Raw genomic sequence first — 26,180 nt, 5'->3', positions numbered from 1 at the left:
ATTTTTTGAATATCTCACCTGCACTGCCATCGTTTCCTCCTTTATCTCCTCCAGCCAGAGAGCAATTAGCAGGAGACAACCAACAGCGTCCCGCGGTTACTCAACCTGAACCGACTCAAGGTGAGCATGGTACCGAGTCACAGGCTGAGGGTAAGCGTGATGATGTCCAGCAAGGGGTAAATCAACGCTCAAGTCATGAGGAGATTCAGGCGCTTGAAGAACTGCAGCGACTGGAGCGACGAGACCAAGAAGTCCGAGTGCACGAGCAGGCGCATGCGGCCATAGGAGGTCGTTATACTGGCGCCCCTAGCTATGAATACGAGCGCGGCAGTAATGGAAAGTCCTACGCTGTCGCCGGAGAGGTTCAGATTGATGTCAGCGTCGTCGAAGGCGACCCACAAGCAACCATCGAAAAAATGGCGGTTGTAAGGCGTGCTGCACTTGCACCTGCACAACCGTCTAGCGCTGATAGGGCTATTGCGGCTGAGGCTTCACAAAAAGAGGCTCAAGCACGCGCGGAATTGAATCAACAAGACTCAAAACCTAAATCGTCGCGTCAAACAGAGCCGAGTACAGAGGCAGAAGATAAAGACTCTGACAAAGAGAAATCAGTTGCAGCGTCTGAAACAACGCAACGTGTGGTTGAGGCTAAGTATCAGAGAGCAACGAGCCCGAGTGTAGACTCGGGCTTTCAAGTTGTTGCCTAACCTTTTTTTGCTTTGGCAAAGGCATCTGCAAACGCACTGCCCATTGCGGAGGATGCGTTGTCGACAGGCTTTTTCTTCGGCTTAGAAGGTGCACCCGACTTATTCTTTGAAGTCGGTTTTTTCACGGGCGCAGGCTGGTCATCCTTACGCATGCTCAAGCCGATACGTTTTCTATCGATATCGACTTCGACGACGCGCACGGTAACAATGTCACCCGCTTTGACGATATCTCGTGGATCACTGACAAAGGTATCAGCAAGTGCAGAAATATGTACCAGACCGTCCTGATGCACACCGATATCAACAAACGCACCAAAATTAGCGACATTTGTGACAACACCCTCTAACGTCATGCCGGGCTCGAGATCTGAAACCTTTTCAACCCCTTCTTTGAACTGTGCTGTTTTGAATTCAGGGCGAGGATCGCGTCCCGGCTTTTCGAGTTCACGCACGATATCCCGCAACGTTGGTAAGCCCACGGTATCGGTGACAAAGGCATTTAGATCGAGTTGCTCTATTGCTGACTTGTTACCAACGAGCTGGTCAAGTGCAATGCCTGCTTTGTCAGCCATCGCCTCAACAATGTAATAAGACTCTGGGTGGACAGCCGAGGCGTCGAGTAGATGCTCGCCTTCATTTATTCGCATGAAGCCGGCACTCTGTTCGAATGCTTTAGGGCCCATGCGAGGTACGTCCATTAAAATTTTACGAGAAGAAAAGGCACCATGCATGTCACGAAACTCGACGATATTTTTCGCTAACGTTTTCGACAGACCTGCCACACGTTGCAGCAACGCTGCTGAAGCACGGTTAACGTCGACGCCGACAGCGTTTACGCAGTCCTCTACAACGGCATCAAGACTTTGCGCGAGTTGAGCTTGGCTCACGTCATGTTGATACTGACCAACACCAATTGATTTGGGCTCTATTTTTACTAACTCTGCAAGAGGGTCTTGTAAACGGCGGGCGATCGAGACAGCGCCACGCAGTGCAACATCCATCTCAGGAAACTCTTGTGCAGCAAGTTCGGAGGCAGAATAAACGGAAGCGCCCGCCTCATTGACCATCACTTTAGTCGCTTTCACGTCAGCGTTCCCTTTTAGCATCTCTGCGACTAAGCTATCGGTCTCACGAGAGTGAGTGCCGTTACCTATACTGATCAGTTCGACTTTGTGTTGCTTGCATAGCCCAGCAAGTGTGCGTATTGCTTTATCTTTTTGATTTTGTGGCTGGAAAGGAAACACCGTATTTGTATCGAGCACTTTGCCCGTTTCATCGACGACAGCGACTTTAACACCTGTTCTAACCCCTGGGTCGAGTCCCATGGTGCGTTTCGCTCCAGCGGGTGCTGCCATGAGTAGATCCGCTAAGTTATTAGCAAACACTTGAATCGCCGCGGTTTCGGCCTGTTCACGCACGCGCGCCATGAGTTCGGTTTCTAAGTGGAGTGATAGTTTGACCTTCCATGTCCACTGTACGACTTGACCACGCCAAGCATCAGCGGGGCGACGTTGATCAGAAAAGCCGACAAAATCGGCAATCATCTGCTCAACCTCAGCATCTTTTTGTGTTTCCAACGTGGGTGCAGGATCTAACGATAGTTGTAAGATACCCTCATTGCGTCCGCGAAATAACGCAAGGGCGCGATGAGATGGTATATGGTTAAAGGCTTCAGTAAAGTCAAAATAGTCTCTGAACTTACTGCCTTCAGTCTCTTTGTCTTTAACCACTTGCGCGCGCAAATGAGCGTGCGTCCAAAGATGGTTTCTGAGCTGCTTTAGCAATTCGGCTTGCTCCGAGAACCGTTCCATCAGAATGGCTCTCGCGCCATCTAAGGCGTCTTTCGCGTCATTAATTTTGTGTTCTGCATTAAGAAACTCGGTAGCGGTCTCATCAGGCGTTAAGTCGGGATTCTGCCAAAGTTTATCGGCTAGAGGCTCTAGGCCTGCTTCAATCGCAATTTGGCCTTTAGTTCGACGCTTCGGTTTGTAGGGTAAATACAGGTCTTCAAGTTCAGTTTTGGTTTCCGCGGCATTAATTTTTGCCGCCAGATCGTTACTGAGCTTTCCTTGCTCTTCGACTGATCGAAGGATTACGCCTCGACGTTCCTCAAGCTCTGTTAGGTAATTCAACCTTTGATGCGCTTGGCGTAACTGAGTGTCGTCGAGACCACCCGTAAGCTCTTTCCGATAACGCGCAATAAACGGGATGGTCGCGCCTTCATCAAGTAATTTGATGACGGCAGCAATTTGCTTTTGTTGCACACTAAGTTCTTGCGCGATTTGCAGACTAATTCGTTCCATAAGGTGCTCTACTTCTCAATCCAACGGACCTTTATTAGTTCGGGGCTTTATTGTCGCCGCACGACTCATCAAAGGCATGATATTGTATTTTGTTGACGAACCAACATTGTTCGCCTTTCGGGGTCACAACAGTGACTTCATCATCAACATGTTTTTTTAAAAGTGCTCTTGCCATTGGCGCATCGATAGACACAACGTCTTTCGAATCATAGATTTCATCCGGACCAACGATCTGAAAACGACGGATTGTACCTTGCTCGTCCTCTATCTCAACAAATGCGCCAAAAAATACTTGCCCGTCTTGTTGAGGTGAATAGTCAACCACTTTGAGTTGGTCAAGACGTTTTGTCAGGTAGCGAATACGACTGTCTATCCGGCGTAATTTTTGTTTGTTGTATTTATAATCGGCGTTTTCGCTTCGATCGCCAAGGCTTGCCGCCCACGACACTTTTTCCACAGTTTCGCGCCGCTCTACTCGCCATAGTTGGTTGAGTTCACGTTGCAACATATCAAAGCCACGTCGAGTGATAAGATTGGTTTTCATAATTATTTAATGAATGTTATATATAGATTAATAAGTATGCACGCTGCCTGTAGATGCGTGTTGTCATCCGACCTAATCTTTAGCAAAGGACTATCAGTTGCGCAGAGTACTTACGTTTCTTATTGGCCTCAGTTTATACGTTCCGGCAAGTGATGTCTTTGCTGATTCCGTAAAGCATCTGAAAGTTGGGGTGTACGACAATCCGCCCAAGCTTATGCTAACAGAAGAGGGTAACATCTCAGGTATTTTGGGTGACTTACTCGTTCAGATTAGTCAGCAACAGGACTGGCAATTGACACCTGTGATGTGTCGATTCGCCGACTGCTTAGCGCTACTTGAAGCCGGACACATTGATATTTTGCCTGACGTGGCGATGACGCCCTCACGTAATCAATTCATTTCGACCCATAGCGAACCCGCGTTGCTTAGTTGGTCAAAAATATACACTCGGTCGGGTGCCAATATTCGCGATATTTTTGATCTCGAAAATAAACGGATTGCCGTCGTAGAAGATTCGGTTCAGCAAAGCTATTTGACAGATATCGCTACGGGGTTTGATACACCGCTTATCTTAGTACCCGTGGAAAGCTTCGAGAAAGGCTTTGAACAGGTACTAAATGCAGAAGTGGATGCGGTGGCGAGCAACCAATTTTTTGGTGACAACTATGTGATGGATAAGGCGCTCGATAGCACGCCAATCGTATTTATGCCGACTGAGCTTTACTACGCTGTACCGAAAGGTCAACACCGAGATGTACTGAGGGTGATAGACAGCAGACTCAAATCGTTAAAAGCGAATAGTAAATCAGCGTACTATCAGATACTGGATCAGTACGCGCCTACGGCAAGCTTTATCAAGTTACCCAACTGGATATGGTACATAATAGCCGCACTCCTGTTATCCACGGTCGGGTTTATTATCTTCAACCGTATGTTGACACGCCGCGTCGCTGACAAAACACGTCAGTTGGCGGTGAGTGAAAAGCGACTTGAAGTCATTCTCAATAGTGTTGATGGCTGTATCTTTATTAAAGATCTTGATCTTAAATATCAATACGCAAACCAACGTTGTGCCGACTTATTGCAGATCCCGGTCGAGCAAATCTATGGATGCAATGATTACGAGCTGTTTGCAGAACCGCTGGCAGACTTTTTAACTGAAAAGGACCGTCATGTTCTTCGCACACGCAAACGGCTCGCGTATCAAGAGCAACATGTTGATCCAAAAACCGGTGAAGAACGCTTGCTCTGGTCGGTTAAAGTGCCCCTTATCGGACCTGACGGACATTTGAATGGTCTTTGTGGTATCGCTACCGACGTGTCCGAATACGAGGCGCTAAAATCACAGGTGAATAAGCTTGCGAAGTTCGATGCTCTGACCAATTTAGGCAATCGCCAAACGTTAATCGAGCATTTATCCGACCGTTATTCAAAACACTCTTCGAAATCTACCGACTGGCTCATGTTCATTGATATTGATCAGTTTAAGACATTTAATGACCGTTACGGTCACGACATTGGTGACCAACTATTAAAGCAAGTGGGTGAACGTATCAGGTCTCACTGCCGCGCTGGGGAATTTGTTGGTCGCTTAGGAGCCGATGAGTTCTATTGTCTGAGCCAAACGCTGGGTCATCAATCTCGCCTAAGCGGGTTTGATGAGTGGCTCAATCAACTTGAAGTTAAACTCGGTGCGCCATTCGTAGTGGATGACACTCAACTTTTTGTCTCTTTTAGTTTCGGAGTTGTTCGCCTGGCCGATTGCAAGGACTACATTGAGGCCATGAAGGCTGCTGATTTATCGGTTCAGCATGCGAAAGTTTCAGGTGGGGCGTGTATTAGATTTTTTAATGAAGATATGCAGCAAGAGTTTAATCAGCGTCAGTTGCTTCTTGACGCGTTAAAAAACGCAATAACACACGAGCAGTTGACCCTTCATTACCAACCCCAATATTTACATAACGGTGAAGGACCTGCACGTTGTATTGGTTTTGAAGCCTTACTCAGGTGGTATGACGACGAGCATGGGCAAGTATCTCCCGCTGATTTTATTCCGCTTGCGGAGTCTAATGGCTTAATGTCACAGCTTCATTTTGTTGTTATGAACCAAGTGATGGCTGACATGGATAACCTGTCGACGTGCTTTGATCATGATGATTGGATAGTGGCGATAAACGTGAGCGCAAGCCAGTTGAGAGCGAATGATTTCTTAAGCGATCTGAAGCACCGCGTTGCTACTGAACCTCGACTTGCTCGTCATCTCGAACTGGAAGTTACGGAAAGCGTATTGATTGAGGATATTGATGGAATTGCTCAATTGATGAGAGAGATATCGTCAATCGGTATTCAGTTTGCTCTTGATGACTTCGGTACGGGGTATTCCTCTCTGATTTATCTCAAGTTATTGCCGCTTAGACGGTTGAAAATTGACCAAGGTTTTGTCAAAGATCTCTTGTCAGATCGCAGTGATGAGGCGATTGTTAAGACAGTAATTGCTTTGGCAGATGGCCTAGGCTTAGAAACTATTGCTGAAGGCGTAGAAACTAAAGCACAGCAACAGAGACTTGTGGCAATGGGCTGTAAGCAACTCCAAGGTTATTATCTAGGGCGACCTGAGCCGCTAGCGCATTGGCGAAAAGACTGATATTATCATTATATCTAAAAACATATTGTAAGAGATTGAAATGACCAGCCTACGTTTCCTCTTGATAGTGTCTACGCTATTTTTGAGCTTCACTACTGTTGCCCAGCAATCGATAGAAGCGATGGCAACACAGCAGCCCGAGTGGCTAAAATTAAATGGCGTTGTCGAAGCGACGCAGCGCTCCACGGTTTCTGCACAAACAGCGGGAACTGTTGTAGAGCTGCCTTTTGATGTCGACGATATGGTGCCACAAGGCGAGCTGATAGTACGACTAGAGGACTCAGAACAACGAGCGCGCTTGCAACAACGTGAAGCCGGGTTATCCAGTGCTGAAGCGACACTGAGCCAGACTCGGAAGCAATATGAACGTGTGCAGCAACTATTTGAGCAGAATGTCGCGTCCACCTCGGAGTTAGATCAGGCCAAAACCGCACTTGATCGAGCTCAATCAGCTGTAAAGCAAGCTAAGGCAGCGGTTGAAGAAGCGCAAAAACAACTCTCTTATACTCGGGTAAAAGCGCCCTATGCCGGCATCGTGACGGATCGTTGGGTTGAATTGGGCGAGTCGGTACAACCGGGGCAGCGTTTGATCACTGGTTTATCACTCGAACAACTCCGTGTCGTGGTTGAGGTGCCTCAGCAGTTTAATGCCACAGCCAGAAATTTCTCGACTGCAAAAATTGCCTTGGGCGACGGCGCGTTTATCGACGCAAATCAATTGACGTTTTTTCCCTACGCTGAACTGCCTAGCCATAGTTTTAGACTACGTATGATGATGCCATCACAAGGCCTGCGTGTATTACCCGGTTCTGCGGTTGATGTATGGTTAAAAATAGGTGAACGCACCGTTATTGAAGTTCCTCGGTCGGCCGTGCGTATCGACGGCGAGCTGCGAGCGGTCTACGTAATGGATAGCGAAAAAGGTCCTCAATTAAGACAAGTGTACACTGGACGTGTGGATCAGCAACAGGTTGAGATTCAAGCCGGGCTCAAGGCGGGCGAACGTGTGCTAGAAGATTGGAGTCAGATCCATTATGAGTAACGCTGATTCTCTCGGTCCGTCGGGCCATATAGCCCGTATTTTTCAGCATTCTCAGTTGACACCGCTGATTATCTTATTAGCTGTTGTATTGGGCGTTATCGCTGTTTGGGTGACGCCGAAAGAGGAGGAACCGCAGATTGATGTCACGATGGCGGATGTCATGGTGGCATTCCCGGGGGCGAGTCGACAGCAAGTCGAGAGTCTGATTACCACTCCTGGAGAACAAGTTCTCAGCGAAATGTCCGATGTCGAGCATGTTTACTCGGTTGCTAGCCCGGGGATGGGTATTCTGACTGTTCAATTTGAGGTTGGACTGTCGCGACAGCAAGCTTTAGTGCGCTTGTATAATAAAGTGCAGTCAAATGCCGATTGGTTTCCTATGCAGTTAGGTATTGGACAACCTATCATTAAACCGAAAGGCATTGATGACGTGCCGATTATGACGCTGACTTTGCGTGGGAAGGATTCGGTAAAAAGCGCTCAATCATTAACAGCGATCGCACACCGCCTTGAAATCGCGCTTAAGCAGATCCCTGGTACTCGCGACATAAGAACGCTTGGCAGCGTACCCCGGTCAGTCAACTTAACCATTCAACCTGCTGCGTTAGCGCGCTATAAGGTATCGGTTGAGTCGCTACAGCAAGCCTTACAGCAGAGCAATATGGTCAGCGCAGAGCAACGTATTGTAGCCAACGGGCAGTCGATTCCATTACAAGTAGGCCAGCCACTGAGTTCAATCGAAGACTTAAAACAGGTTGTTGTCGCCACTTATGATAATGCGCCCGTATATTTGAGTGATGTTGCAGATGTGAGTGATTCGGATGTGCAAGTCCATCATTCAGTACTGAGCTCAGGAGGGTCGGTCGATGCACCCGCAGTCACAATCACAGTTGCCAAAAAACCGGGTGAAAATGCAATCGATGTAGCAGAATCGGTTAAATCAAGTTTGGATAAGTTGCAAAACCGACTGATTCCGGCAGATGTCGATGTACAAATTACCCGAAACTATGGGCAAACCGCGGCTGAAAAGTCCAATAAGCTGATTACTGATCTTATTTCGGCAACCGTCTCAGTGATCGTACTTGTACTATTGACCATGGGCTGGCGCCAATCGTTAATTGTTGGTGTTGTCGTCCTAGTGACGCTGTTGTTTACTCTGGTTTTTAGCTGGTTTTGGGGCTTCACTCTTAACCGGGTATCTTTGTTCGCACTGATATTCTCAATCGGCATTTTAGTCGATGATGGTATTGTCATCACCGAGAATATTCACCGTCGCTTGGGGCTTTCAAAACAGCCGGCTAAGACGTTAATTCCACAAGCTGTAGATGAAGTGGGCTCACCAACTATCATGGCAACGTTAACGATCATTGCAGCGTTATTACCAATGGCGTTTGTTTCAGGGTTGATGGGTCCATATATGAGCCCGATACCGATTAATGCATCCGCCGGTATGGTTTTCTCCCAGTTGATGGCATTCATCGTTGCACCATGGTTAGCACTGCGTCTGTTAAAGAGCCAGCGTCATGACAACAATAATACGTCCGACCCAGAGGATGGTGCACCCGATAAAGTTTTAAATGTGTTTAATCGCGTGTTAGGTGCATTTATAGGTTCGCAATATCGCAAACGACGTTTTTTCTTGGGATTAGGTATTTTCGGGCTGTTAATAGGAAGTATTCTTTTGCCTGTCAATCAGGCGGTGATCCTTAAGATGCTTCCCTTTGACAATAAGTCTGAACTTCAGATTGTATTAGATATGCCCGAGTCAAGCTCAGCGCTTGAGACTCAGCGAGTACTGGGCGAAATGACAGATTTTTTAGATACTGTCGATGAAGTCGAGGGTTGGCAACGCTACGCTGGCACCGCAAGTCCTATCAACTTCAATGGTTTGGTACGCCAATATTATTTACGCAGCGCACCCTATCAAGGTGATATACAGGTTCAGCTACAGCATAAGTCAGATCGTGAACGTGATTCACATACCATCGCCTTAGCTATCCGGAATACGTTGACAGAGATTGCTGAGCATAATGGAGGTCGTGTCAAAGTGGTCGAAGTGCCACCGGGGCCACCGGTTTTCGCACCCATTGTAGCGGAGATCTATGGTGGCACGATGGCCGCTCAAGCGGCGCTGGCAGAAAAACTGACTCAGTTGATGCAGGGTGTACCGGGTGTTGTTGATGTCGATAGTTCGATAACTGAGTCGGCTCCTAAATGGCAATTGACGATTGATCGTGACGCCGCGGCCAAAGCGGGGCTGTCACAAGCGAACGCAGCGCAAACGGTAGAAACGCTGAGTGGCGGAAAACCAGCCGGCTATTTAAATGATCCCTACGCGAAGTATGCCGTACCGATTTGGCTGCAACTACCATCGGAAATGCGAGCTAGTCAAAACGACTGGTTGAGCCTGCCTATTGTCAGCCGAGCAGGTGATTCGATTCCCCTGAGTAGCTTTGCGCAATTTGAACAGCAGCAATGGCAAGGTAGTATCTACCACAAAGATTTGCGACCCGTAACTTATGTGCAGGGTAATATGGCTGGCGAAACGGATTCGCCGATTTACGGTATGCTAGCCATCGCCGATCAGGTGTCTAAGCTGGAGAACGCGCCCGAGCAATATTTTATTAATGAGCCGAGTGCCGAAGGCCCAGTCGCCATCAAATGGGAAGGTGAATGGCAAATTACCTATGAAACCTTTCGCGACATGGGCATCGCCTACAGTGTTGGCATATTTATGATTTTTGTTCTGCTCGTGGCACAATTCCGATCTTATTTGATGCCTTTGGTGATCATGTCTCCAATACCACTGACTTTAGTCGGAATTCTGCCGGGTCACTGGTTACTGGATAAAGAGTTCACCGCCACATCAATGATTGGCATGATTGCGTTAGCAGGTATTATTGTGCGTAATTCAATTCTGATTGTGGTCTTTATTCGACAGCGTATTGCCCGCGGTATGGCATTGGAAAAGGCGGTTGTGCTCGCAGGAGCTGTAAGGTTAAAGCCGATTGCTTTAACAGCGATATCAGCCATGGTGGGGGCCTACTTTATCCTGAGTGACCCTATCTTTAATGGCCTAGCGATATCGCTCATCTTTGGACTTGCTGTATCAACGTTACTGACATTAGTGGTCGTGCCTTTACTTTATTATGCACTCTACCCTTGGCTTGCAGACAGCCGCTCTTTGGCGCAAGATTGACACATTTGTTAACACACGCGAGCTTCATTAGTGATGGATCTCGCGCTATCTTAACAGTCTAGAATGGTTTAAGTCAGGGAACATCATGGGTCAGGAAACGTTTAAAATATTGGTTGTCGATGACGACGCACGTTTACGTTCGCTCTTAGAGCGCTACTTAAATGAACAAGGTTTTCAGGTACGCGTTGCCTCGGATGCTGAACAAATGGATCGCCTGTTAACGCGAGAAAACTATCATTTATTAGTACTTGATTTAATGCTGCCGGGCGAAGATGGCTTATCAATTTGCAAACGTCTACGTCAGGCGAATAACACGATTCCAGTGATTATGCTGACAGCCAAAGGTGATGAAGTCGATCGTATTATTGGTCTGGAGCTCGGCGCGGATGATTATTTAGCAAAACCGTTCAATCCGCGCGAATTGCTGGCGCGTATTCGTGCTGTGCTGCGGCGTCGAGGTGTAGAAGCACCAGGTGCTCCTTCACAAGATGACCAAGAAATTACCTTTGGAACCTATCGACTTAATCTCGGCACTCGCGAAATGTTTGACGGTGATACACCGATGCCACTGACCAGTGGTGAGTTTGCCGTACTCAAAGCGCTCGTGAGTCATCCTCGTGAACCGCTCTCGCGCGATAAGCTAATGAACTTAGCTCGCGGAAGAGACTACAGTGCTCTCGAGCGCTCTATCGATGTGCAAGTATCTCGTCTACGCCGCATGCTCGAAACGGATCCAGCTAAACCCCGCTACATCCAAACGGTATGGGGTTTAGGTTATGTATTCGTACCCGATGGAAAGCTTAAAAATTAATGAAGTTATTTCCTAAATCGGCATTTGCCCGTACGGTCGGTTTGCTTGCACTGGTTTTGTTATTGAATCAAATAGTGTCGTATTTGATGGTAAGTAACTACGTTGTAAAGCCGTCTATTGAGCAAATGTCGCAATTGGTCGCTAAACAAATACGCACTATGTTTATTAGCGATCGCGTTCTATCGAGTCAAAATGAGTCACTTGCTGTAGCGTTTTACAATGCTACGGGCATTCGTGTTTTTTCAGATGAACAAGCAGAAGTTGAAGGCTTAGAAAAGACGACTTATTACGGTTACTTATCTAGTTTAATGTCAAAGCATTTAAATGGACCGGCAGAGGTACGCGTCTCGCAGGGGCAAGCATTTTTCATTTGGGTAAAGCCACCGCAAGCGCCGCGATATTGGGTAAGAGTGCCATTAGAAAGTCTTCACTCTGGCGAATTTTCACCGTTAGTTATCTACCTTGTCGTAATTGGTGTACTTAGCGTTCTGGGCGGGATTCTGTTTGCGAATTGGCTCAACCGACCACTCAAAGCGCTTGAAAACGCGGCTCAACAGGTGGGGCGAGGTGAGTTCCCTGAGCAGTTGAGTGAGAAAGGCGCCAGTGAAATCATGTCAGTGACGAAGGCATTTAACCAGATGTCGCGTGGGATTAAAGAGCTGGAAAACGATCGTAACCTGTTGATGGCAGGGGTCTCACACGATCTAAGAACACCCCTCACACGCATTCGTTTAGCTGCAGAAATGATGCCCGAATCGGAAGATTACTTGGCGCGAGGAATCGTCGAGGATGTCGATGATATGAATGATATCATCGATCAGTTTATTGACTATGTGCGGCTTGATCAGCAAGAAAAGGCATCGCGTGAATCTTTAAATGAGTTGCTCGAGCAAACGCTGGCAAACTTGCCCGATAGTTGGGAGAAAACGTTCAGTGCTGATTTGGGCGATTGCCCTCTTGTTTGGGTACGTCCGCTATCGATAAAACGAGTGGTCGTGAACTTGTTAGAAAATGCAGAGCGTTATGGGCGCAGCAAGGCCTGTGTGCGATCGGGATACGACAAGCAGAGTAAAACCGTGTGGTTTTCGGTCGCTGATGATGGTCCGGGCATTCCTGAAGAGCAACAACAGAGCTTGTTCCAACCCTTTACACAAGGCGATAAAGCGCGCGGTGGAGTGGGGTCTGGTCTAGGCTTGGCTATCATTAAGCGCATCGTCGACCGCCACAATGGTCGTATTACACTGCGGAATCAAGATGAAGGCGGGCTCTGCGTGCGTATCGATTTGCCGCTACGCAAAGCCCTTTCGGGTTAGTTTCCGAGCCGGTTAATACCATTCAAAGCTGCTACCCGGTATGCCTCTGCCATGGTTGGATAGTTAAACGTTGTATTAACGAAATAATCAACAGTGTTACCACCGTTTTTCTGTTCCATAATGGCTTGACCGATATGAATGATTTCTGAAGCGCGCTCGCCAAAACAATGCAAACCAAGAATCTCACGGGATTCGCGATGGAAGAGAATTTTCAAACAACCGACATCGTTACCAGATATTTGCGCGCGCGCGAGGTGTTTGAATTGTGCTCTACCGACTTCGTAAGGTACTTTGGCTTCTGTAAGTTCTTCTTCAGATTTTCCAACGGAACTGATCTCTGGGATCGTATAAATGCCGGTCGGGATGTTCGATATTAACGCCTTATCACAGCTACCGTGTAATAGCGCGGTGGCGCAAATGCGACCTTGATCATAGGCAGCACTCGCCAAACTAGGATAGCCAATTATATCGCCGACGGCGTATATATTATCGACCTGAGTGCGATAATTTTCATCCACTTCCAGTTGTCCACGATAGTTCGGTTTTAGCCCGACGGCGTCACAATTGAGCGCCTCAATATTACCGGAGCGGCCATTAGCAAAAAGCAAACAGTCGGCTTGCATGACTTTGCCAGATTTTGTTTTAAGAATAACTTTATCGTCATACCCACGAATACTTTCATACTCTTCGTTATGACGAATGACCACACCGTTATTCCGTAAATGGTAGCTTAGTGCGTCAGATATTTCAGCATCTAAGAACGATAGTAAGCGCTCACGTTGGTTGATGAGATCAACTTTAACGCCCATGCCTCGGAAAATACTTGCGTATTCGCTTCCGATAACACCCGCACCGTAAATCAAAATATTTTTAGGATCATGGTTAAGGCTTAAAACAGTGTCGGAATCGTAAATACGTGGATGGTCAAAGTCGATATCGGTTGGATGATAAGGACGCGAGCCTGTGGCAATGACGATTTGGTCAACATTCAGAAAGTCGAATGAGCCATCATTTTTGGTCACTTTAAGGCGATTTTGATCGATGAACGATGCATTACCGTGAATAACGGTGACATGGTTGCGGTCGTAAAACGAAGACCGCAATTTAACTTGTTTGCGAATGACGCCCGATGCGTAATGCAGAATCTGCGAGAATGTCATGCCACTTTGCCAACCCACGCCAGTAAATAATGGGCTATTATTGTATTCAATCAGTCGACTTACAGAGTGCCGTAGCGCCTTTGAGGGAATCGTTCCCCAGTGCGTGCAGCCTCCACCTATAGAATCGTGACGTTCAATGACCGCGACTTTCTTACCATTTTTGGCAAGCTGCATAGCAGCGCCTTCGCCGCCGGGACCTGTCCCGATAACGGCAACATCAAAATTTGCTTCGGTTGCTTTATGTTTAGTCACCTTCCACCTCACTGCTGATCCTGCTTGAAATGCTTTCTATATCATAACATTAGCGGCAGTTATGCGCCTAATGTGAATATTTTTGTCAGGTTTAATACTAGCGTTAGCGTTTTGAGACGTTATAGTAGGGGGAGCATAGGAGGAGCAGTACATGGCATCACGACAAGTTCCTAAAGTACTTAAACGCGAAGTAGTTGCGCAAAGTCGCTTGCTACGTATCGAAGCCGTCGATCTTAAATTCAGTAATGGTGAGCAGCGACAATTCGAGCGCATGCAGGGGAGCGGGCGTGGCGCTGTCATGGTTGTACCGTTTGTTGACGACCAGCACATTATGCTCATTCGGGAATACGCAGCCGGCCTGCATGATTACCAACTTGGCTTTCCGAAGGGACTCATCGATCCCGGCGAAACACCTGAGCAAGCAGCTCAACGTGAGCTTAAAGAAGAGATTGGTTTTGGCTGTGAAGAACTTAATCGACTTGCCGAAGTTACCATGGCCCCTCAGTTTTTTTCCGCTAAGATGACGTTGTTTACTGCACGCTCACTTTATCCTGAGCAGCTTGCTGGCGACGAGCCGGAACCTCTTGAGCAAATTGTTTGGTCACTCGATAACGTAGATGAGCTCCTCGCACAACCGGATTTCACAGAAGCGCGAAGTGTCGCGGCGTTATTGATGACTTTACGCCAATTAAAAAAATAAAGGTACGAACTGTGCAATTTAGTTTAACTGAGATTGCTGAAAAACTCGCCGAAGTCGCTCGTGATGCTGGTAAACTCGTCATGGAACTCTATGATAGCGGCGCATTTGCAACGGCTGAAAAGGCCGATGAATCGCCCGTTACCACTGCTGATATCAAAGCCAGCGAGTTCATTGTTGCCTCCCTCAAAAAGGCATTTCCAAATATTCCGGTGTTATCCGAAGAAAGTCGTCATGAGAAACTCAGTACACGGGCAAGCTGGTCCTCTTACTTTTTAATTGACCCCATTGATGGGACGCAAGAGTTTATTGCTCGGTCTGGAGACTTTGCAGTCAACATTGCCTACATTGAAGAAAGACAGCCCAGCATTGGCGTTATTTATTGGCCACCAGGTGAAACACTCTATTCAGCAATAAGAGAGCAGGGTGCCTACAAGCATGCACTGGGACAAAAGCAGGCGATTTCGGTCCGAAAGCTGAACAATCCTCAACATGATCCCCTGATATTAGCTATAAGCCGCCGTCAGCCGCGACACAAAGTGATGGCGCGTGTTCAAACCGAACGCGATATTCAGCCTTTGCCAACAGGGAGTTGTTCATTAAAAGCCTGCTTTATTGCTGAGGGAAAAGCAGACTGCTTTTTGCGGTTAGGACCCACCGGTGAGTGGGATACTGCTGCGTCTCAAGTCATTGTAACTGAGGCAGGGGGCAGTTTATTAAATGAAAATTTCGAGCCGATTACTTATAACGAAACTGAAAGTTTACTGAACCCTAACTTTTATGTTTTGGGCGACCCTGAGGTGGACTGGCAAGCTGTGTTTATAGCTCACCCACCTAACTTTCGTTGAGATCGCCGGTGACAGCGTCTTTATCGACAATGTCGACGGTCTCGTGAAGCTCTGAATAAACCAGTACTGCTTGGCCTTCTTTTAGGCGCGAATGCAATTGTTCAACTTTGGTTGCTAAGCTAAGCTCGCGCTCACCATAATCGGTGCCTTCTCGCAAAATAACGGCTTCAATAATGTTGTTGAGCGTTTCGGCGTCGAGTTCCTGCCACGGTATCATCATAATTGTTCTGCCTCTTTTTCACTCACCCACTTCACTAATCTCGTTGGAAGCCAACTGTAAAACCGATGTTGATAATTAATAAATCCCATGTGCCCGCCATGTGGATGCTTTTCATAAGTAACGTGCGGGTTCATTTCGTCTGGATGAGGTACGACATCGGGACCTAAAAACGGATCGTCATTGGCATGCACAATCAATGTCGGTTTCCTAACTTGTTTAAGAAACTGTTTTCCGCTGGCGCGATGATAATAATCCTCAACGTCATTAAATCCATGCAGTGGTGCCGTCACCTTATCATCGAACTCCAGAAAACTCGTCATTTTGTTCACATCTAGGCTATTAAGATGCGTACAATCCTTGAACATGCCACGTTGCTGTTTAATTGTGAACTTCTGTTTAAGTGGAGTCAGGAGGTACTTTCGGTAGAGACGTGAAAAACCGCGATCAATTCGCTTTGAGCAGCTCATCAAGTCAAGTGGCGCACAACACACCGCAGCGCTGGTCAGGACATCAGCCAATTCGGTACTCATCAATTGTACAAGCATGTTACCGCCCAAGCTAAAACCGATAGTATGTATTGACCGGTTAGGATAGCGCTCTCTCAATGCCACGATGACGGCTGTTGGGTCGCCGATATCACCCGAGTGATAAGCTCGCGGCAAGCGATTAATCGGTGTTTTACCACACCCACGGAAGTGCATAACAACTGAGTCGATGCCGTGCTCCGCAAGCTCCTCCATCGTTTGCCAAATATAGGGGGAGTCTACAGACCCTTCGAGACCGTGAAACAACACCACCAGCGGTCGTTGGCTATCAGGGGTTGCGTGGGGGTGCCAGCACAACTCGATGAAGTCACCATCGTTGAGCGCAAAAGTCTCCCATTGACCGTACCATTGGCGGCGACGGAAAACCAAGCGAGGAAGTAATGTTTGAATATGTGGCGGTCGCAGCCAGGCACTTGGGTTGAATGATTCGATAGTGCTCATCCGTGCGTGTCCTGTTCAAACTTTTCAGTCATTTCAGCAAGCGCTTCTTCAGCTTCCATCCAGCGCGATTCGAGTCGGTCCTGTTCGGTCTGTAAATTACGTTGCTCATCAAGTAACTTATTTAATTTATGCTTATTTTCGGTCTCATAAATCGTACTCTCGGAGAGTGACTGATGAACCTCTGCCAATGCTTCAGCGATTTTTTCTAGCTGTGTCTCAGATTGGGCGATAGTGTCTCGAAGGGGCTTTGTTTCCTTGCGAAACTCGGCGTCGCGTCGCTTTTGTTCTTTGCGATCGAGCTTAGTATCGTTGTGTGTGCTCGTGTTACTCGTACTTTTTTCACGCCGTTGTTTCGCTTGCTGCTCGAGCCACTCGTGGTATTGATCTAAGTCGCCTGGAAATGGCTCTACGCTTCCATCGTGTACGCGATAGAATTCGTCGACCGTTGTGCGGAGTAGGTGACGATCATGCGATACTACAATAAGTGCTCCCTCAAACGCTTGCAAAGCGTTAACGAGCGCGTCGCGTAAACCAATATCTAAATGGTTGGTGGGCTCATCGAGTAAAAGAAGGTTAGGCTTTTGATAAATGATAAGCGCCAGAGCTAATCTTGCTTTTTCGCCTCCAGACATGGGAGCGACAGGTGCCAGCGCTTGGTCACCTGAAAAACCGAAGCCACCAATAAAGTCGCGTAGCTGTTGTTCCGTGGCATGACTATCCAAACGTTGTAGATGTAACAATGGGGAAGCTTCGGGATCGAGTGCTTCGAGTTGATGCTGGGCAAAGTAGCCGATAGAGACACCCTGGCTGAGGGTTCGCTCGCCTGCAAGCGGTTCGAGCGCGCCAGATAGGGTTTTAATTAACGTCGATTTACCCGCTCCGTTACGCCCAAGCAACCCCATTCGGGTGCCGGGCACTAGATTGAGTTTAATGTTCTCAAGAATGACGGTTTCGCCATAGCCCGCTTTTACTTCACGCATATTAATGAGCGGGTTAGGTAATTTAGTCGGCGGCAAGAATTCAAAGTCGATACCCCGCTCGGCCTGCAGGGGGGCTTGGACTGACAGCTTCTCAATCGCTTTTAAGCGGCTTTGTGCTTGCTTGGCTTTACTCGCTTTATAACGAAACCGGTCTACATAAGCCTGCATATGTTTTTTAATGGCTTGTGCTTTTTCGTATGCACTTTGCTGTTGCATGAGGTGTTCGGCGCGCTGGTGCTCAAATTGTGAGTAGTTACCGGTGTAGCTCGAGATACCTTGGTTCTCCACATGCAGAATATCAGTGGCGACATTATCCAAGAAATCACGATCATGCGAAATGATAACCAAAGTGCCTGAGTAGCTTTTTAGCCATGATTCGAGCCAAAAAATAGCATCAACATCTAAGTGGTTAGTAGGCTCATCCAGCAACATCAGGTCAGATGGGGCAATCAATGCTTGCGCCAAATTAAGACGCATACGCCATCCACCAGAAAAGGCGCTTACCGGCTGCTCAATCTGCTCTGGTAGAAAGCCTAAGCCATCGAGCAACATCGCTGCGCGCGAACGAATATCGTACGCGCCAAGTTGAGCCAATTGCTCATGACTATGCGCAATGGCATGACCATCTCCCTTAGCTTCGGCTGCTTGCAGAGCTTGCTCGGCCGTCCGAAAGCCTTGATCACCGTCCATCACGTAATCAATAGCTGAACGCGCTAGGGCGGGTGTTTCCTGAGCAACGCTAGCGATTCGCCATTCGTTGGGTAGTTGCAACTCGCCCTCTTCAAGTTGTAACTCGTCACGAAAAAGCGCAAATAGCGAGGATTTACCACAGCCATTTTTACCAATCAAACCGATCCGGTGTTGGGGAAAGATCGTAAAACTGGTATCCGAAAGCAGCGTTTTTCCGCCGCGCATTAATGAAATGTGATTGGCTTTTATCATGGTTAATGTCTATTCAATCCTCAACTGCGAGCGTGAATGGGCGTCTGCCAATTTCATGGGCTGACCAACTTAACTATGGTAACATTGACCGAGTAGTTTATGACATAGGAGCTGTCGTGGCACGTCAAAAGAAACGATTTATTGCCGGTGCGACCTGTCCCAAGTGCGACAGTATGGACACCTTGATGCTGTTCATTGAGAACGATGTTGAACAAGTCGAGTGCGTGAAGTGTAAACACCGCTTTAGTGAACCCAAGCAGCAGGGCACGGGGAGCGAGCGCGAATTCGATCAAGTGATTGGTGTATTTAAGCCCGAGTAAGTTAAGCGTCGCGAGGTAGCCCTTTACTGACGGCTCGCACTAAACGCTTAAGTTGTTGTGTCACTTGCGCTGCGCCGCTGCGTTGCCGGTCGAGCGCCCAATCAATATGCTCTTGTACCATTTCCGAGACTTGACCACTGCGCCATTCGAGCGCTTCAATAACTTCAGCGTCTGCTTGTGCATTACCCAGCGCAACCGCAATGTTACGTAACCAACACTCGTGACCAATGCGCCGAATCGGAGACCCCTGTAACCGTTGGTCAAAGGTCTCCTCATCCCACTGCCACAGCGCAAGCAGTTCCGGTGTGTGCAAATAATGGCGTGGATTAAAGTCCGCTTCGTCAGTCAGTTGTGCGTAGCGATTCCATGGGCAGATAAGCTGACAGTCGTCACAACCGTAGATACGGTTTCCCATAAGCGGGCGCAAATCCTCAGGAATGCTACCTTTTAGTTCGATAGTTAAATAAGAAATACAGCGTCGAGCATCGAGTTCATAAGGGGCGACAATGGCTTGGGTAGGGCAAATGGTCATGCACGCCGAACAGCTACCACAGGCCTCTTCGACTGGGCTATCAATTGGAAGTGGTAAGTTGATTAATAGCTCCCCCAAGAAAAACCAAGAACCGCTGTCTTTATCGAGTATTAAAGTGTGTTTGCCAGTCCAGCCTAATCCCGCCTTTTCGGCGAGAGGGCGCTCCATTATGGGGGCGGAATCGACAAATGGACGAAAGTCTGTGTCAGCGAATTCTGCCTTTATTTTGTCGCCTAATTGCTTGAGGCGTTTTCGTAGTAGTTTATGATAGTCACGACCCAGTGAGTAGCGTGAAATATAGCCCAGTCGGTCATTATTGAGTGTTTTTGCAAAGCCTGCCTCGGCCGGTAAATAGTTCATACGCACTGAGATGGCTCTGACAGAACCTGGGTGAAGTTCAGCAGGTCGTGCGCGTAGCATCCCGTGGCGCTCCATAAACCCCATTTCTCCGTGATAGCCTTTATCTAACCAGTTCTGTAGAGTGGCCTCGTGCTTTTGTAAATCAAGATCGGCAATGCCGACCTTCTGAAAGCCTAGTTCTCGGCCCCATTGCTTGATTTTTTGGGCTAATTGTTCAAGTTCGGTGTAAGACAAACTAGAATACATTGAAGAATTCGACATGATGTTGGGAGCTTTAGCATGGAAACGTCACAGTCCATCAGCTTAGCACAGAATCTATACTGTGCAGAACAGCTACAACGCAGTGAAGCGCGTGCTGGCGAATTAGCAGGATACAGCCTAGGGCAGTTGATGTCTCTGGCAGGTCGTTCTGTGTTTGGGGAGCTCGAGCGAATAGTGGGCGTGGGGGCTTCTATTGCAGTCTGCTGTGGAGAGGGCAACAACGGTGGTGATGGTTATATCGTCGCGCGTTTAGCCCATCAAGCAGGTTACAAAGTGTCTCTGTATGCATTGAACGCAAAAGCTGAGCTGAAGCAGACTAGCCATGAGCCTGCTGTGCAAGCGCGACGCGCGTGTCGTGAGCTGGGACTTGAGGAAAGACCGCTAACTGATTGCACAGCAAATGATTACGACCTGATTGTCGATGCGGTGTTTGGCATTGGTTTAAGTCGACCTGTTGAAGGAGCGCTCGCGGAATGGGTCAGAGCACTTAACAAGTCTCGCGTACCAGTACTTGCGATTGACGTTCCAACAGGCATTAATGCCGATAGTGGCTGTATTATGGGTGAGGCAATTGTCGCGCAGGTTACGGTCACAATGATTGCGTACAAACGAGGGCTCTTTACGGGCGCCAGCCCAGGTCACGTCGGACGAATTGTGTTAGCAGATTTGGGGGCTGGTAAGTACTTTGAACGATTAGAGCAGCCAGCGTGGCGACGTGTGACAGAAAATCCGTACAGCTGGTTAGGTGATCGTGTTGCCCACTCTCATAAGGGAACGCATGGTCATGTGCTGATTGTCGGTGCCGGCCCTGGTATGCCCGGTGCGGCTATCCTAGCTATGGTTGCGGCGTTACGAGCGGGCGCAGGTAAAGTGTCAGTTGCGTGTCATCCGAGTAATGTAGGTATTATCGCGAGTCAACAACCGGAAGCAATGGTGCACGGCGTTGAAGCGCCAGAGCAACTTAACCACCTTTTAAACGCAGCAACCTCGCTGGTTGTCGGCCCGGGACTTGGGCGTGATGAATGGGGGTATAAAATTTACCAAGCATGCATGGCCGTCAACACCTGCAAAGTTATTGATGCCGATGGGCTATACTGGTTGGCGCAAGACCCTGTGCATAGTTCGCAGCTGATTCTAACGCCTCACCCTGGAGAAGCCGCGCGCTTACTAAAATGCAACACGCGAGATATCGAGGCCAACCGATTCGAACATGCGTTATCGCTGCATAATCAGTATCATGCACAGATCGTATTAAAAGGCGCAGGCAGTTTAATCAGTTCAACCCGGGGCAATTGGCTGATCGACCGCGGCTCGCCGGCAATGGCCTCTGGCGGCATGGGAGACTGTTTGGCTGGATTAATAGGTGCCTTAGTCGCACAAGGTTTAGCACCTGCACAGGCGCTGACCGCAGGAGTATACTGGCATGCCGTCGCGGGAGAGGTGGCCGGCTCAAAAGCGCCACGGGGTACTTTAGCGAGTGACTTAATGCCAATTATTCGTAAATTAGTGAACGGTTGGATACCGGAGTAGTCGTAGACCATGAATCAAACATTAACACAATACTTAGCTGATGAAGCCGCTACGCAAACGTGGGCTAAACGTCTAGCACAGTTCGCGAAAGCGCCTTTGGTTATTTACTTAAATGGTCCTCTTGGCGCGGGTAAAACGGCGTTGAGTCGAGGATTTATTCAAGCATTAGGACATGCAGGCGCTGTGAAAAGCCCGACTTACACACTGGTAGAGCCTTACGATCTGGGAGACATTGCGGTATATCATTTTGATTTATATCGACTCGCTGATCCAGAAGAACTCGAGTTTATGGGCATTCGCGATTATTTCTCACAACGAAGCATGAGTCTTATCGAATGGCCAGAACGTGGCGAGGGATGGTTGCCGAAAGCCGATATTGTGATTAATGTAGCTTATGAAAACGAGGGCCGCCAGCTTGAATGTATTGCTCGTACGCCTATCGGTGAACACATTGTTAAGCAACTAAAATAATGATAAAAACGCTATATCGTTCGATCACTGCTGTCTTACTTTTTTGCCTAATAACCCCGGTCTGGGCGAGTCAGAATGCAATTGAGAGTGTCCGTGTCTGGCCGTCTCCGGATAAGACGCGCATTGTATTTGATTTAAGCCAAGCGCCGGATTATAGCTACTTTAAGTTGTACCAGGGCACACCTTATCGAATTGTGATCGATTTCAACGCGACTCAGCTCAATGCTGAGTTAGAAAACTTAGCCAACGAATCACTGTTGGTAGACAAAGTACGCACAAGTAGCCCTAAAAACTCGCAGTCAACGCGCATCGTCATTGAACTGAATAAGCAAGCAGAGTTTGAGGTTTTTCCGTTGCCGGCTAACGACCGCTATAACGATCGTCTGGTGGTTGATATTAAAGGTAAATCGATAGAGCGCAGTGGCCCTGCTAAGTCGATTGAGGAACTTAAAGATCGTAAAATTACGATTGCCGTCGATGCTGGACATGGCGGCGATGATCCCGGCTCTATTGGACCTAGCGGAACCTACGAGAAGACCGTAGTGCTAAAAATTGCCCGAGCACTTGCAAAAATGATTAATGACGATCCGAGTATGCAGGCCTATTTAGTGCGAACGGGGGACTATTATTTAGGTTTAAACGATAGGCCCCAAAAAGCGTGGGATGCAAAAGCGGATTTCTTTGTATCGGTGCATGCAGATGCGTTTCGAACACCTCAACCCAGAGGCGGCTCTGTTTGGGTGCTATCGAAACGTCGCGCAGACTCAGAAATCGGTCGTTGGCTCGAGTCGCGAGAACGTCAGTCTGAATTGCTCGGCGGCGCTGAGGCCATCATTCAAAGTAATAGCCACGAGCCTTTTTTGGCACAAACGTTACTCGATATGTCAATGGACCGGTCGATTGCCGGAGCCTACAGTGCGGCTCGCCATATTATTGATGAAATGGGTAGTGTAACAAAAATGCACAAAACAGCCCCTCAAGCCGCTAGCCTTGCAGTACTTAAGTCGCCGGATAAACCTTCCATCTTGGTCGAGACAGGGTTCATTTCTAATCCAAGTGAAGAAAGGTTACTACTGAGCAACGCTCATCAACAAAAGCTAGCTCGTGCAATTTATAACGGCATTAGACGTTACTTTATCAATAACCCAATCGAAAACACGTTGTTGGCTCAGCAAGCATCGATGGAGTACACCGTGAAATCGGGTGACTCCCTATCTGAAATTGCTGAACGTTATGGAACAACGGTTAAAGCTATCAAGCGTGAAAACCAGTTGCGAAGTGACGTGGTTAGAATTGGGCAGAAGCTGACGATTCCGAGAGACTAATGCCAATTAAACAATTACCGGTTGAACTAGCCAACCAAATTGCTGCAGGTGAAGTGGTTGAGCGTCCTGCTTCAATCGTCAAAGAACTGGTTGAAAACGCGCTCGATGCAAAGGCGTCAGAATTAGTCATTGATATTGAGTCAGGTGGCGCTAAGCGCATTCGTATAAGAGATAATGGTGTCGGCATTCCGCGTGACGAGTTAGCGCTTGCGCTCAGTCGGCATGCCACCAGTAAAATAGCTGACATTGATGACTTAGAAGCGATTACGAGTTTAGGTTTTCGCGGTGAAGCGTTGGCGAGTATTAGCTCGGTATCGCGGCTGCGCTTGGTATCCAAACCGGCCGAACAGTCGGCGGCGTGGCAAGCCTGGTCGGAAGGCAAAGATATGCAGGTACGCATCGAACCTGCGTCACACCCTGATGGTACGACCGTCGATATCCAAGATGTCTTTTACAACACACCGGCTCGACGAAAGTTCTTGCGTACAGATAAAACTGAATTTGGCCATATTGATGAAGTCATTAAGCGTATCGCATTGAGCCGTTGGGATATTGATATTACTCTCAATCACAATGGCAAACGTGTCCGATACTATCCTGCGGTTAGCGAACATGATCAACTGCATTGGCGACGCCGATTAGCAAAAGTCTGTGGCTCAGGCTTTGCTCAAGATGCGTTGTACTTTCAACAGCACGCACATGATATACATATCGAGGGTTGGCTTGCGGCGCCCGAACAATGCCGACATCAAGGCGACGTACAGTACAGCTTTGTAAACGGGCGGATGATGAAAGATAAGCTTATCAATCATGCGATTCGTCAAGCTTATGATTCGTTTTTAACGGCGGAGCGGGTACCCACATTTGCAATTTATCTGACGGTACCGGCGGATCAAGTCGATGTGAATGTGCATCCCGCCAAACACGAGGTTCGCTTTCATCAGCAACGGCAAGTGCATGACTTCGTTCTCAATACCGTCAAACAATTATTACTGGGCCAACATCAAGAGGATACGAATAGCGCGTCGGACCGTGTGGAAGACGCAACTCAGCAACCGCGCCATTTATACCAAACGGGTGGTTCAAAAAAGCACGTAACGTCAAATCCATCTGTTCGAGACTATAGTGCCCACGCTCAATCCAATACGGCGAACCGGTCAAGATTAGGCGCGTCGATACTACCCAATGCGGTGGAGCTTACGGTCGACGCTCGACAGTGGCGAATTGTTGATGTATTCCATGGGCGTTTTGCGCTCATTAGGCGCGACGAACAGCCAGCCTGGCTAGATTTAGTTAATGTTCAAAGAAGATTACTCGAGCCACAGATAAAGCAACAATATCAGCAGGGCATGGCTGGGCAACCGCTGCTTGTCGAGCAAAAAATCAACTTATCGGAAACAGAGTGGACTAAAAAGCAGGTCTCACAGTACAGTTCTGAACTTGCTCAATCAGGTGTTAGTTTCTACTGGCAAGGCGCGTCGTTTATCGTAACTCAGGTGCCCTCCATGTTACGACGCAAGCATATTGCAAGCAGCGTACTGTCGTTACTCGAACAGTGCAAACTCAGCGACCAGGCGATTATCGAGTTTCTTGCTGACGCTGCAGTCGACACGATGTTGTCAAAGTCACAAGCGGATTACTGGTGTCAGCAGTGGCAGACTCAGTTAGACAGCACATCGACATTGCTTCAACAAATTAAGGTGCCAGAAGTCAATGAAACTTAATACCTCGCCAGCCGTGATATGCATATACGGACCAACCGCCGCGGGTAAGACGGCCTTATCCATTGAACTTGCAAAGCAACTCGACGGCGAGATTATTTCAGTCGATTCAGCGTTGATTTATCGCGGGATGGATATTGGCACAGCAAAGCCCAGTCTCGCCGAGAGGCAAGGTATCCCACATCATTTGCTTGATATTTGTGATCCCGCAGAAACTTATTCAGCGTCGGAGTTCCAGCGAGATGCGACGAGCTTAATCGAAAAGATTCTAGCACGCGGTCACACTCCTATTTTGGTCGGTGGCACGATGCTTTATTTTAAAGCGCTGTTGGAAGGCATGTCGGCTTTGCCAGAATCCGATGCCAATGTTCGCCAGCAACTGCAGTCTGAACTCGATACGCATGGTTTATCGACACTTCATCAAAGGTTAGCCGAAGTCGATCCTGAGGCGGCTGCGAGAATTCATCCCAATGACCCGCAACGTACATTGCGTGCTTTAGAGGTCTATCAGTTGTCTGGCAAACCAATGACGCAGCTAGTTCAACAACGGCAAGGTGCCTTAAATTATCCTATTTACCAATTTGCGGTTGCGCCACAGCAGCGCGCACTATTACACGAGCGCATTGCTCAGCGTTTTGATCAAATGCTAGCGGAGGGCTTTCAGCAAGAAGTAGAAGCGCTGTTCAAGCGTAACGACTTACATCCGGATTTACCCGCTATCCGCAGTGTGGGTTACCGTCAAATGTGGCACTATTTAACGGGTGAATTGACTTATCAAGCGATGAAAGAGCGCGGGATTATTGCGACACGACAGCTTGCAAAGCGGCAGTTAACGTGGCTACGCGGTTGGCCAGATGTGCACTGGCTGGATACTTTCGCCCATGATAAACTCGATCAGGTTCGATCGCGGTTGCAACAGCCAACCGAAAAGTTTTCGGTAAAAGATTGAAAAATAAAGATTCGCCCTAAGATCAAAGACTGGGAATGCAGCGTATGTTATGGCATGTTTAAG

Annotated in this window: 21 protein-coding genes; 14 read left to right on the top strand and 7 right to left on the bottom strand. The window is 48.1% G+C overall.

Annotated features, from left to right (window positions below):
• The first annotated feature begins 5 nt into the window (after nucleotides 1–5).
• On the top strand, nucleotides 6–707 hold the full coding sequence (locus tag AC3AP5_RS10725; RefSeq protein WP_487326694.1) for a putative metalloprotease CJM1_0395 family protein: 702 nt from the start codon (nucleotides 6–8) through the stop codon (nucleotides 705–707).
• Here AC3AP5_RS10725 and AC3AP5_RS10720 read toward each other — a convergent pair.
• Together AC3AP5_RS10720 and greB are read right to left on the bottom strand one after the other, a co-directional pair.
• The gene (locus AC3AP5_RS10720; protein WP_487326693.1) at nucleotides 704–3,010 is read right to left on the bottom strand and encodes a Tex family protein; all 2,307 of its coding nucleotides are present in this window, start codon (nucleotides 3,008–3,010) and stop codon (nucleotides 704–706) included. The genes AC3AP5_RS10725 and AC3AP5_RS10720 overlap by 4 nt on opposite strands.
• Before the next feature lie 34 nt (nucleotides 3,011–3,044).
• Nucleotides 3,045–3,554 carry a transcription elongation factor GreB gene (greB, locus tag AC3AP5_RS10715; protein ID WP_286682174.1) on the bottom strand — a complete coding sequence of 170 codons (510 nt, stop codon included), beginning with the start codon at nucleotides 3,552–3,554 and terminating at the stop codon, nucleotides 3,045–3,047.
• 97 nt (nucleotides 3,555–3,651) lie between these two features.
• Between greB and AC3AP5_RS10710 the strand changes: the two genes are divergently transcribed.
• The 5 genes from AC3AP5_RS10710 (at nucleotide 3,652) to envZ (ending at nucleotide 12,563) form a co-directional block, all read left to right on the top strand.
• On the top strand, nucleotides 3,652–6,198 hold the full coding sequence (locus AC3AP5_RS10710; protein ID WP_487326692.1) for an EAL domain-containing protein: 2,547 nt from the start codon (nucleotides 3,652–3,654) through the stop codon (nucleotides 6,196–6,198).
• 40 nt (nucleotides 6,199–6,238) lie between these two features.
• Complete coding sequence (locus AC3AP5_RS10705; protein ID WP_487326691.1) at nucleotides 6,239–7,240, top strand: efflux RND transporter periplasmic adaptor subunit; 1,002 nt, start codon at nucleotides 6,239–6,241, stop codon at nucleotides 7,238–7,240.
• Nucleotides 7,233–10,439 carry an efflux RND transporter permease subunit gene (locus AC3AP5_RS10700; RefSeq protein WP_487326690.1) on the top strand — a complete coding sequence of 1,069 codons (3,207 nt, stop codon included), beginning with the start codon at nucleotides 7,233–7,235 and terminating at the stop codon, nucleotides 10,437–10,439. Before AC3AP5_RS10705 ends, AC3AP5_RS10700 begins: the two co-directional genes overlap by 8 nt.
• 85 nt (nucleotides 10,440–10,524) lie before the next feature.
• Nucleotides 10,525–11,250, top strand: coding sequence for an osmolarity response regulator transcription factor OmpR (ompR, locus tag AC3AP5_RS10695; RefSeq protein ID WP_286682170.1), 726 nt, complete (start codon nucleotides 10,525–10,527; stop codon nucleotides 11,248–11,250).
• Nucleotides 11,250–12,563, top strand: coding sequence for a two-component system sensor histidine kinase EnvZ (gene envZ / locus AC3AP5_RS10690; protein ID WP_487326689.1), 1,314 nt, complete (start codon nucleotides 11,250–11,252; stop codon nucleotides 12,561–12,563). The genes ompR and envZ overlap by 1 nt, the downstream gene beginning before the upstream one ends.
• Here envZ and sthA read toward each other — a convergent pair.
• On the bottom strand, nucleotides 12,560–13,975 hold the full coding sequence (sthA, locus tag AC3AP5_RS10685) for a Si-specific NAD(P)(+) transhydrogenase (protein WP_040487486.1): 1,416 nt from the start codon (nucleotides 13,973–13,975) through the stop codon (nucleotides 12,560–12,562). The two genes, envZ and sthA, sit on opposite strands and share 4 nt — an antisense overlap.
• Nucleotides 13,976–14,126: 151 nt before the next feature.
• On the opposite strand from sthA, the gene nudE reads away from it, so the two are divergent.
• A complete protein-coding gene (nudE, locus tag AC3AP5_RS10680) occupies nucleotides 14,127–14,675 on the top strand; it encodes an ADP compounds hydrolase NudE (RefSeq protein ID WP_006953812.1) in 549 nt (182 codons plus the stop codon).
• A gap of 11 nt (nucleotides 14,676–14,686) precedes the next feature.
• A complete protein-coding gene (gene cysQ / locus AC3AP5_RS10675) occupies nucleotides 14,687–15,520 on the top strand; it encodes a 3'(2'),5'-bisphosphate nucleotidase CysQ (RefSeq protein ID WP_487326688.1) in 834 nt (277 codons plus the stop codon).
• On the opposite strand, the gene AC3AP5_RS10670 is transcribed toward cysQ, so the two are convergent.
• Genes AC3AP5_RS10670 through AC3AP5_RS10660 form a run of 3 tightly spaced genes read right to left on the bottom strand, consistent with a single transcriptional unit; the run spans nucleotide 15,507 to nucleotide 18,648 of the window.
• Nucleotides 15,507–15,740 carry a YheU family protein gene (locus AC3AP5_RS10670; protein WP_006953810.1) on the bottom strand — a complete coding sequence of 78 codons (234 nt, stop codon included), beginning with the start codon at nucleotides 15,738–15,740 and terminating at the stop codon, nucleotides 15,507–15,509. The two genes, cysQ and AC3AP5_RS10670, sit on opposite strands and share 14 nt — an antisense overlap.
• The gene (locus AC3AP5_RS10665) at nucleotides 15,737–16,726 is read right to left on the bottom strand and encodes a hydrolase (RefSeq protein ID WP_487326687.1); all 990 of its coding nucleotides are present in this window, start codon (nucleotides 16,724–16,726) and stop codon (nucleotides 15,737–15,739) included. Before AC3AP5_RS10665 ends, AC3AP5_RS10670 begins: the two co-directional genes overlap by 4 nt.
• The gene (locus AC3AP5_RS10660) at nucleotides 16,723–18,648 is read right to left on the bottom strand and encodes an ATP-binding cassette domain-containing protein (RefSeq protein ID WP_487326686.1); all 1,926 of its coding nucleotides are present in this window, start codon (nucleotides 18,646–18,648) and stop codon (nucleotides 16,723–16,725) included. Before AC3AP5_RS10660 ends, AC3AP5_RS10665 begins: the two co-directional genes overlap by 4 nt.
• A 116-nt stretch (nucleotides 18,649–18,764) precedes the next feature.
• Here AC3AP5_RS10660 and AC3AP5_RS10655 point away from each other — a divergent pair, with 116 nt between their 5' ends.
• Nucleotides 18,765–18,968, top strand: coding sequence for a YheV family putative zinc ribbon protein (locus AC3AP5_RS10655; RefSeq protein WP_040487456.1), 204 nt, complete (start codon nucleotides 18,765–18,767; stop codon nucleotides 18,966–18,968).
• 1 nt (nucleotide 18,969) lies between these two features.
• Here AC3AP5_RS10655 and queG read toward each other — a convergent pair whose 3' ends face one another.
• Entirely contained in the window at nucleotides 18,970–20,121 is a 1,152-nt protein-coding gene (gene queG / locus AC3AP5_RS10650) for a tRNA epoxyqueuosine(34) reductase QueG (RefSeq protein ID WP_487326685.1), read from the bottom strand.
• Between the two features lie 18 nt (nucleotides 20,122–20,139).
• On the opposite strand from queG, the gene AC3AP5_RS10645 reads away from it, so the two are divergent.
• Genes AC3AP5_RS10645 through miaA form a run of 5 tightly spaced genes read left to right on the top strand, consistent with a single transcriptional unit; the run spans nucleotide 20,140 to nucleotide 26,117 of the window.
• A complete protein-coding gene (locus AC3AP5_RS10645; protein ID WP_487326684.1) occupies nucleotides 20,140–21,651 on the top strand; it encodes an NAD(P)H-hydrate dehydratase in 1,512 nt (503 codons plus the stop codon).
• A gap of 9 nt (nucleotides 21,652–21,660) precedes the next feature.
• Nucleotides 21,661–22,122, top strand: a complete 462-nt coding sequence (gene tsaE / locus AC3AP5_RS10640) for a tRNA (adenosine(37)-N6)-threonylcarbamoyltransferase complex ATPase subunit type 1 TsaE (RefSeq protein ID WP_487326683.1) — start codon at nucleotides 21,661–21,663, stop codon at nucleotides 22,120–22,122.
• The gene (locus AC3AP5_RS10635; RefSeq protein WP_286682164.1) at nucleotides 22,122–23,447 is read left to right on the top strand and encodes an N-acetylmuramoyl-L-alanine amidase; all 1,326 of its coding nucleotides are present in this window, start codon (nucleotides 22,122–22,124) and stop codon (nucleotides 23,445–23,447) included. Before tsaE ends, AC3AP5_RS10635 begins: the two co-directional genes overlap by 1 nt.
• A complete protein-coding gene (gene mutL, locus AC3AP5_RS10630; protein WP_006953802.1) occupies nucleotides 23,447–25,171 on the top strand; it encodes a DNA mismatch repair endonuclease MutL in 1,725 nt (574 codons plus the stop codon). The genes AC3AP5_RS10635 and mutL overlap by 1 nt, the downstream gene beginning before the upstream one ends.
• Nucleotides 25,161–26,117 (top strand): tRNA (adenosine(37)-N6)-dimethylallyltransferase MiaA, encoded by a 957-nt coding sequence (miaA, locus tag AC3AP5_RS10625; protein ID WP_487326682.1) that lies wholly within the window; start codon nucleotides 25,161–25,163, stop codon nucleotides 26,115–26,117. Before mutL ends, miaA begins: the two co-directional genes overlap by 11 nt.
• Nucleotides 26,118–26,180: the final 63 nt, after the last annotated feature.

Source organism: Idiomarina sp. D18 (assembly GCF_057748155.1).
Note: the sequence above shows the minus strand (reverse complement) of the source record. Positions and strands in the feature narration are given on the sequence as shown.

Coding starts and splice junctions, on each gene's coding strand:
- AC3AP5_RS10720 (WP_487326693.1), bottom strand. CDS start 3,010: ATGGAACGAATTAGTCTGCAAATCGCGCAAGAACTTAGTGTGCAACAA.
- greB (WP_286682174.1), bottom strand. CDS start 3,554: ATGAAAACCAATCTTATCACTCGACGTGGCTTTGATATGTTGCAACGT.
- AC3AP5_RS10705 (WP_487326691.1), top strand. CDS start 6,239: ATGACCAGCCTACGTTTCCTCTTGATAGTGTCTACGCTATTTTTGAGC.
- AC3AP5_RS10700 (WP_487326690.1), top strand. CDS start 7,233: ATGAGTAACGCTGATTCTCTCGGTCCGTCGGGCCATATAGCCCGTATT.
- ompR (WP_286682170.1), top strand. CDS start 10,525: ATGGGTCAGGAAACGTTTAAAATATTGGTTGTCGATGACGACGCACGT.
- envZ (WP_487326689.1), top strand. CDS start 11,250: ATGAAGTTATTTCCTAAATCGGCATTTGCCCGTACGGTCGGTTTGCTT.
- nudE (WP_006953812.1), top strand. CDS start 14,127: ATGGCATCACGACAAGTTCCTAAAGTACTTAAACGCGAAGTAGTTGCG.
- AC3AP5_RS10670 (WP_006953810.1), bottom strand. CDS start 15,740: ATGATGATACCGTGGCAGGAACTCGACGCCGAAACGCTCAACAACATT.
- AC3AP5_RS10665 (WP_487326687.1), bottom strand. CDS start 16,726: ATGAGCACTATCGAATCATTCAACCCAAGTGCCTGGCTGCGACCGCCA.
- AC3AP5_RS10660 (WP_487326686.1), bottom strand. CDS start 18,648: ATGATAAAAGCCAATCACATTTCATTAATGCGCGGCGGAAAAACGCTG.
- queG (WP_487326685.1), bottom strand. CDS start 20,121: ATGTCGAATTCTTCAATGTATTCTAGTTTGTCTTACACCGAACTTGAA.
- AC3AP5_RS10645 (WP_487326684.1), top strand. CDS start 20,140: ATGGAAACGTCACAGTCCATCAGCTTAGCACAGAATCTATACTGTGCA.
- tsaE (WP_487326683.1), top strand. CDS start 21,661: ATGAATCAAACATTAACACAATACTTAGCTGATGAAGCCGCTACGCAA.
- AC3AP5_RS10635 (WP_286682164.1), top strand. CDS start 22,122: ATGATAAAAACGCTATATCGTTCGATCACTGCTGTCTTACTTTTTTGC.
- mutL (WP_006953802.1), top strand. CDS start 23,447: ATGCCAATTAAACAATTACCGGTTGAACTAGCCAACCAAATTGCTGCA.
- miaA (WP_487326682.1), top strand. CDS start 25,161: ATGAAACTTAATACCTCGCCAGCCGTGATATGCATATACGGACCAACC.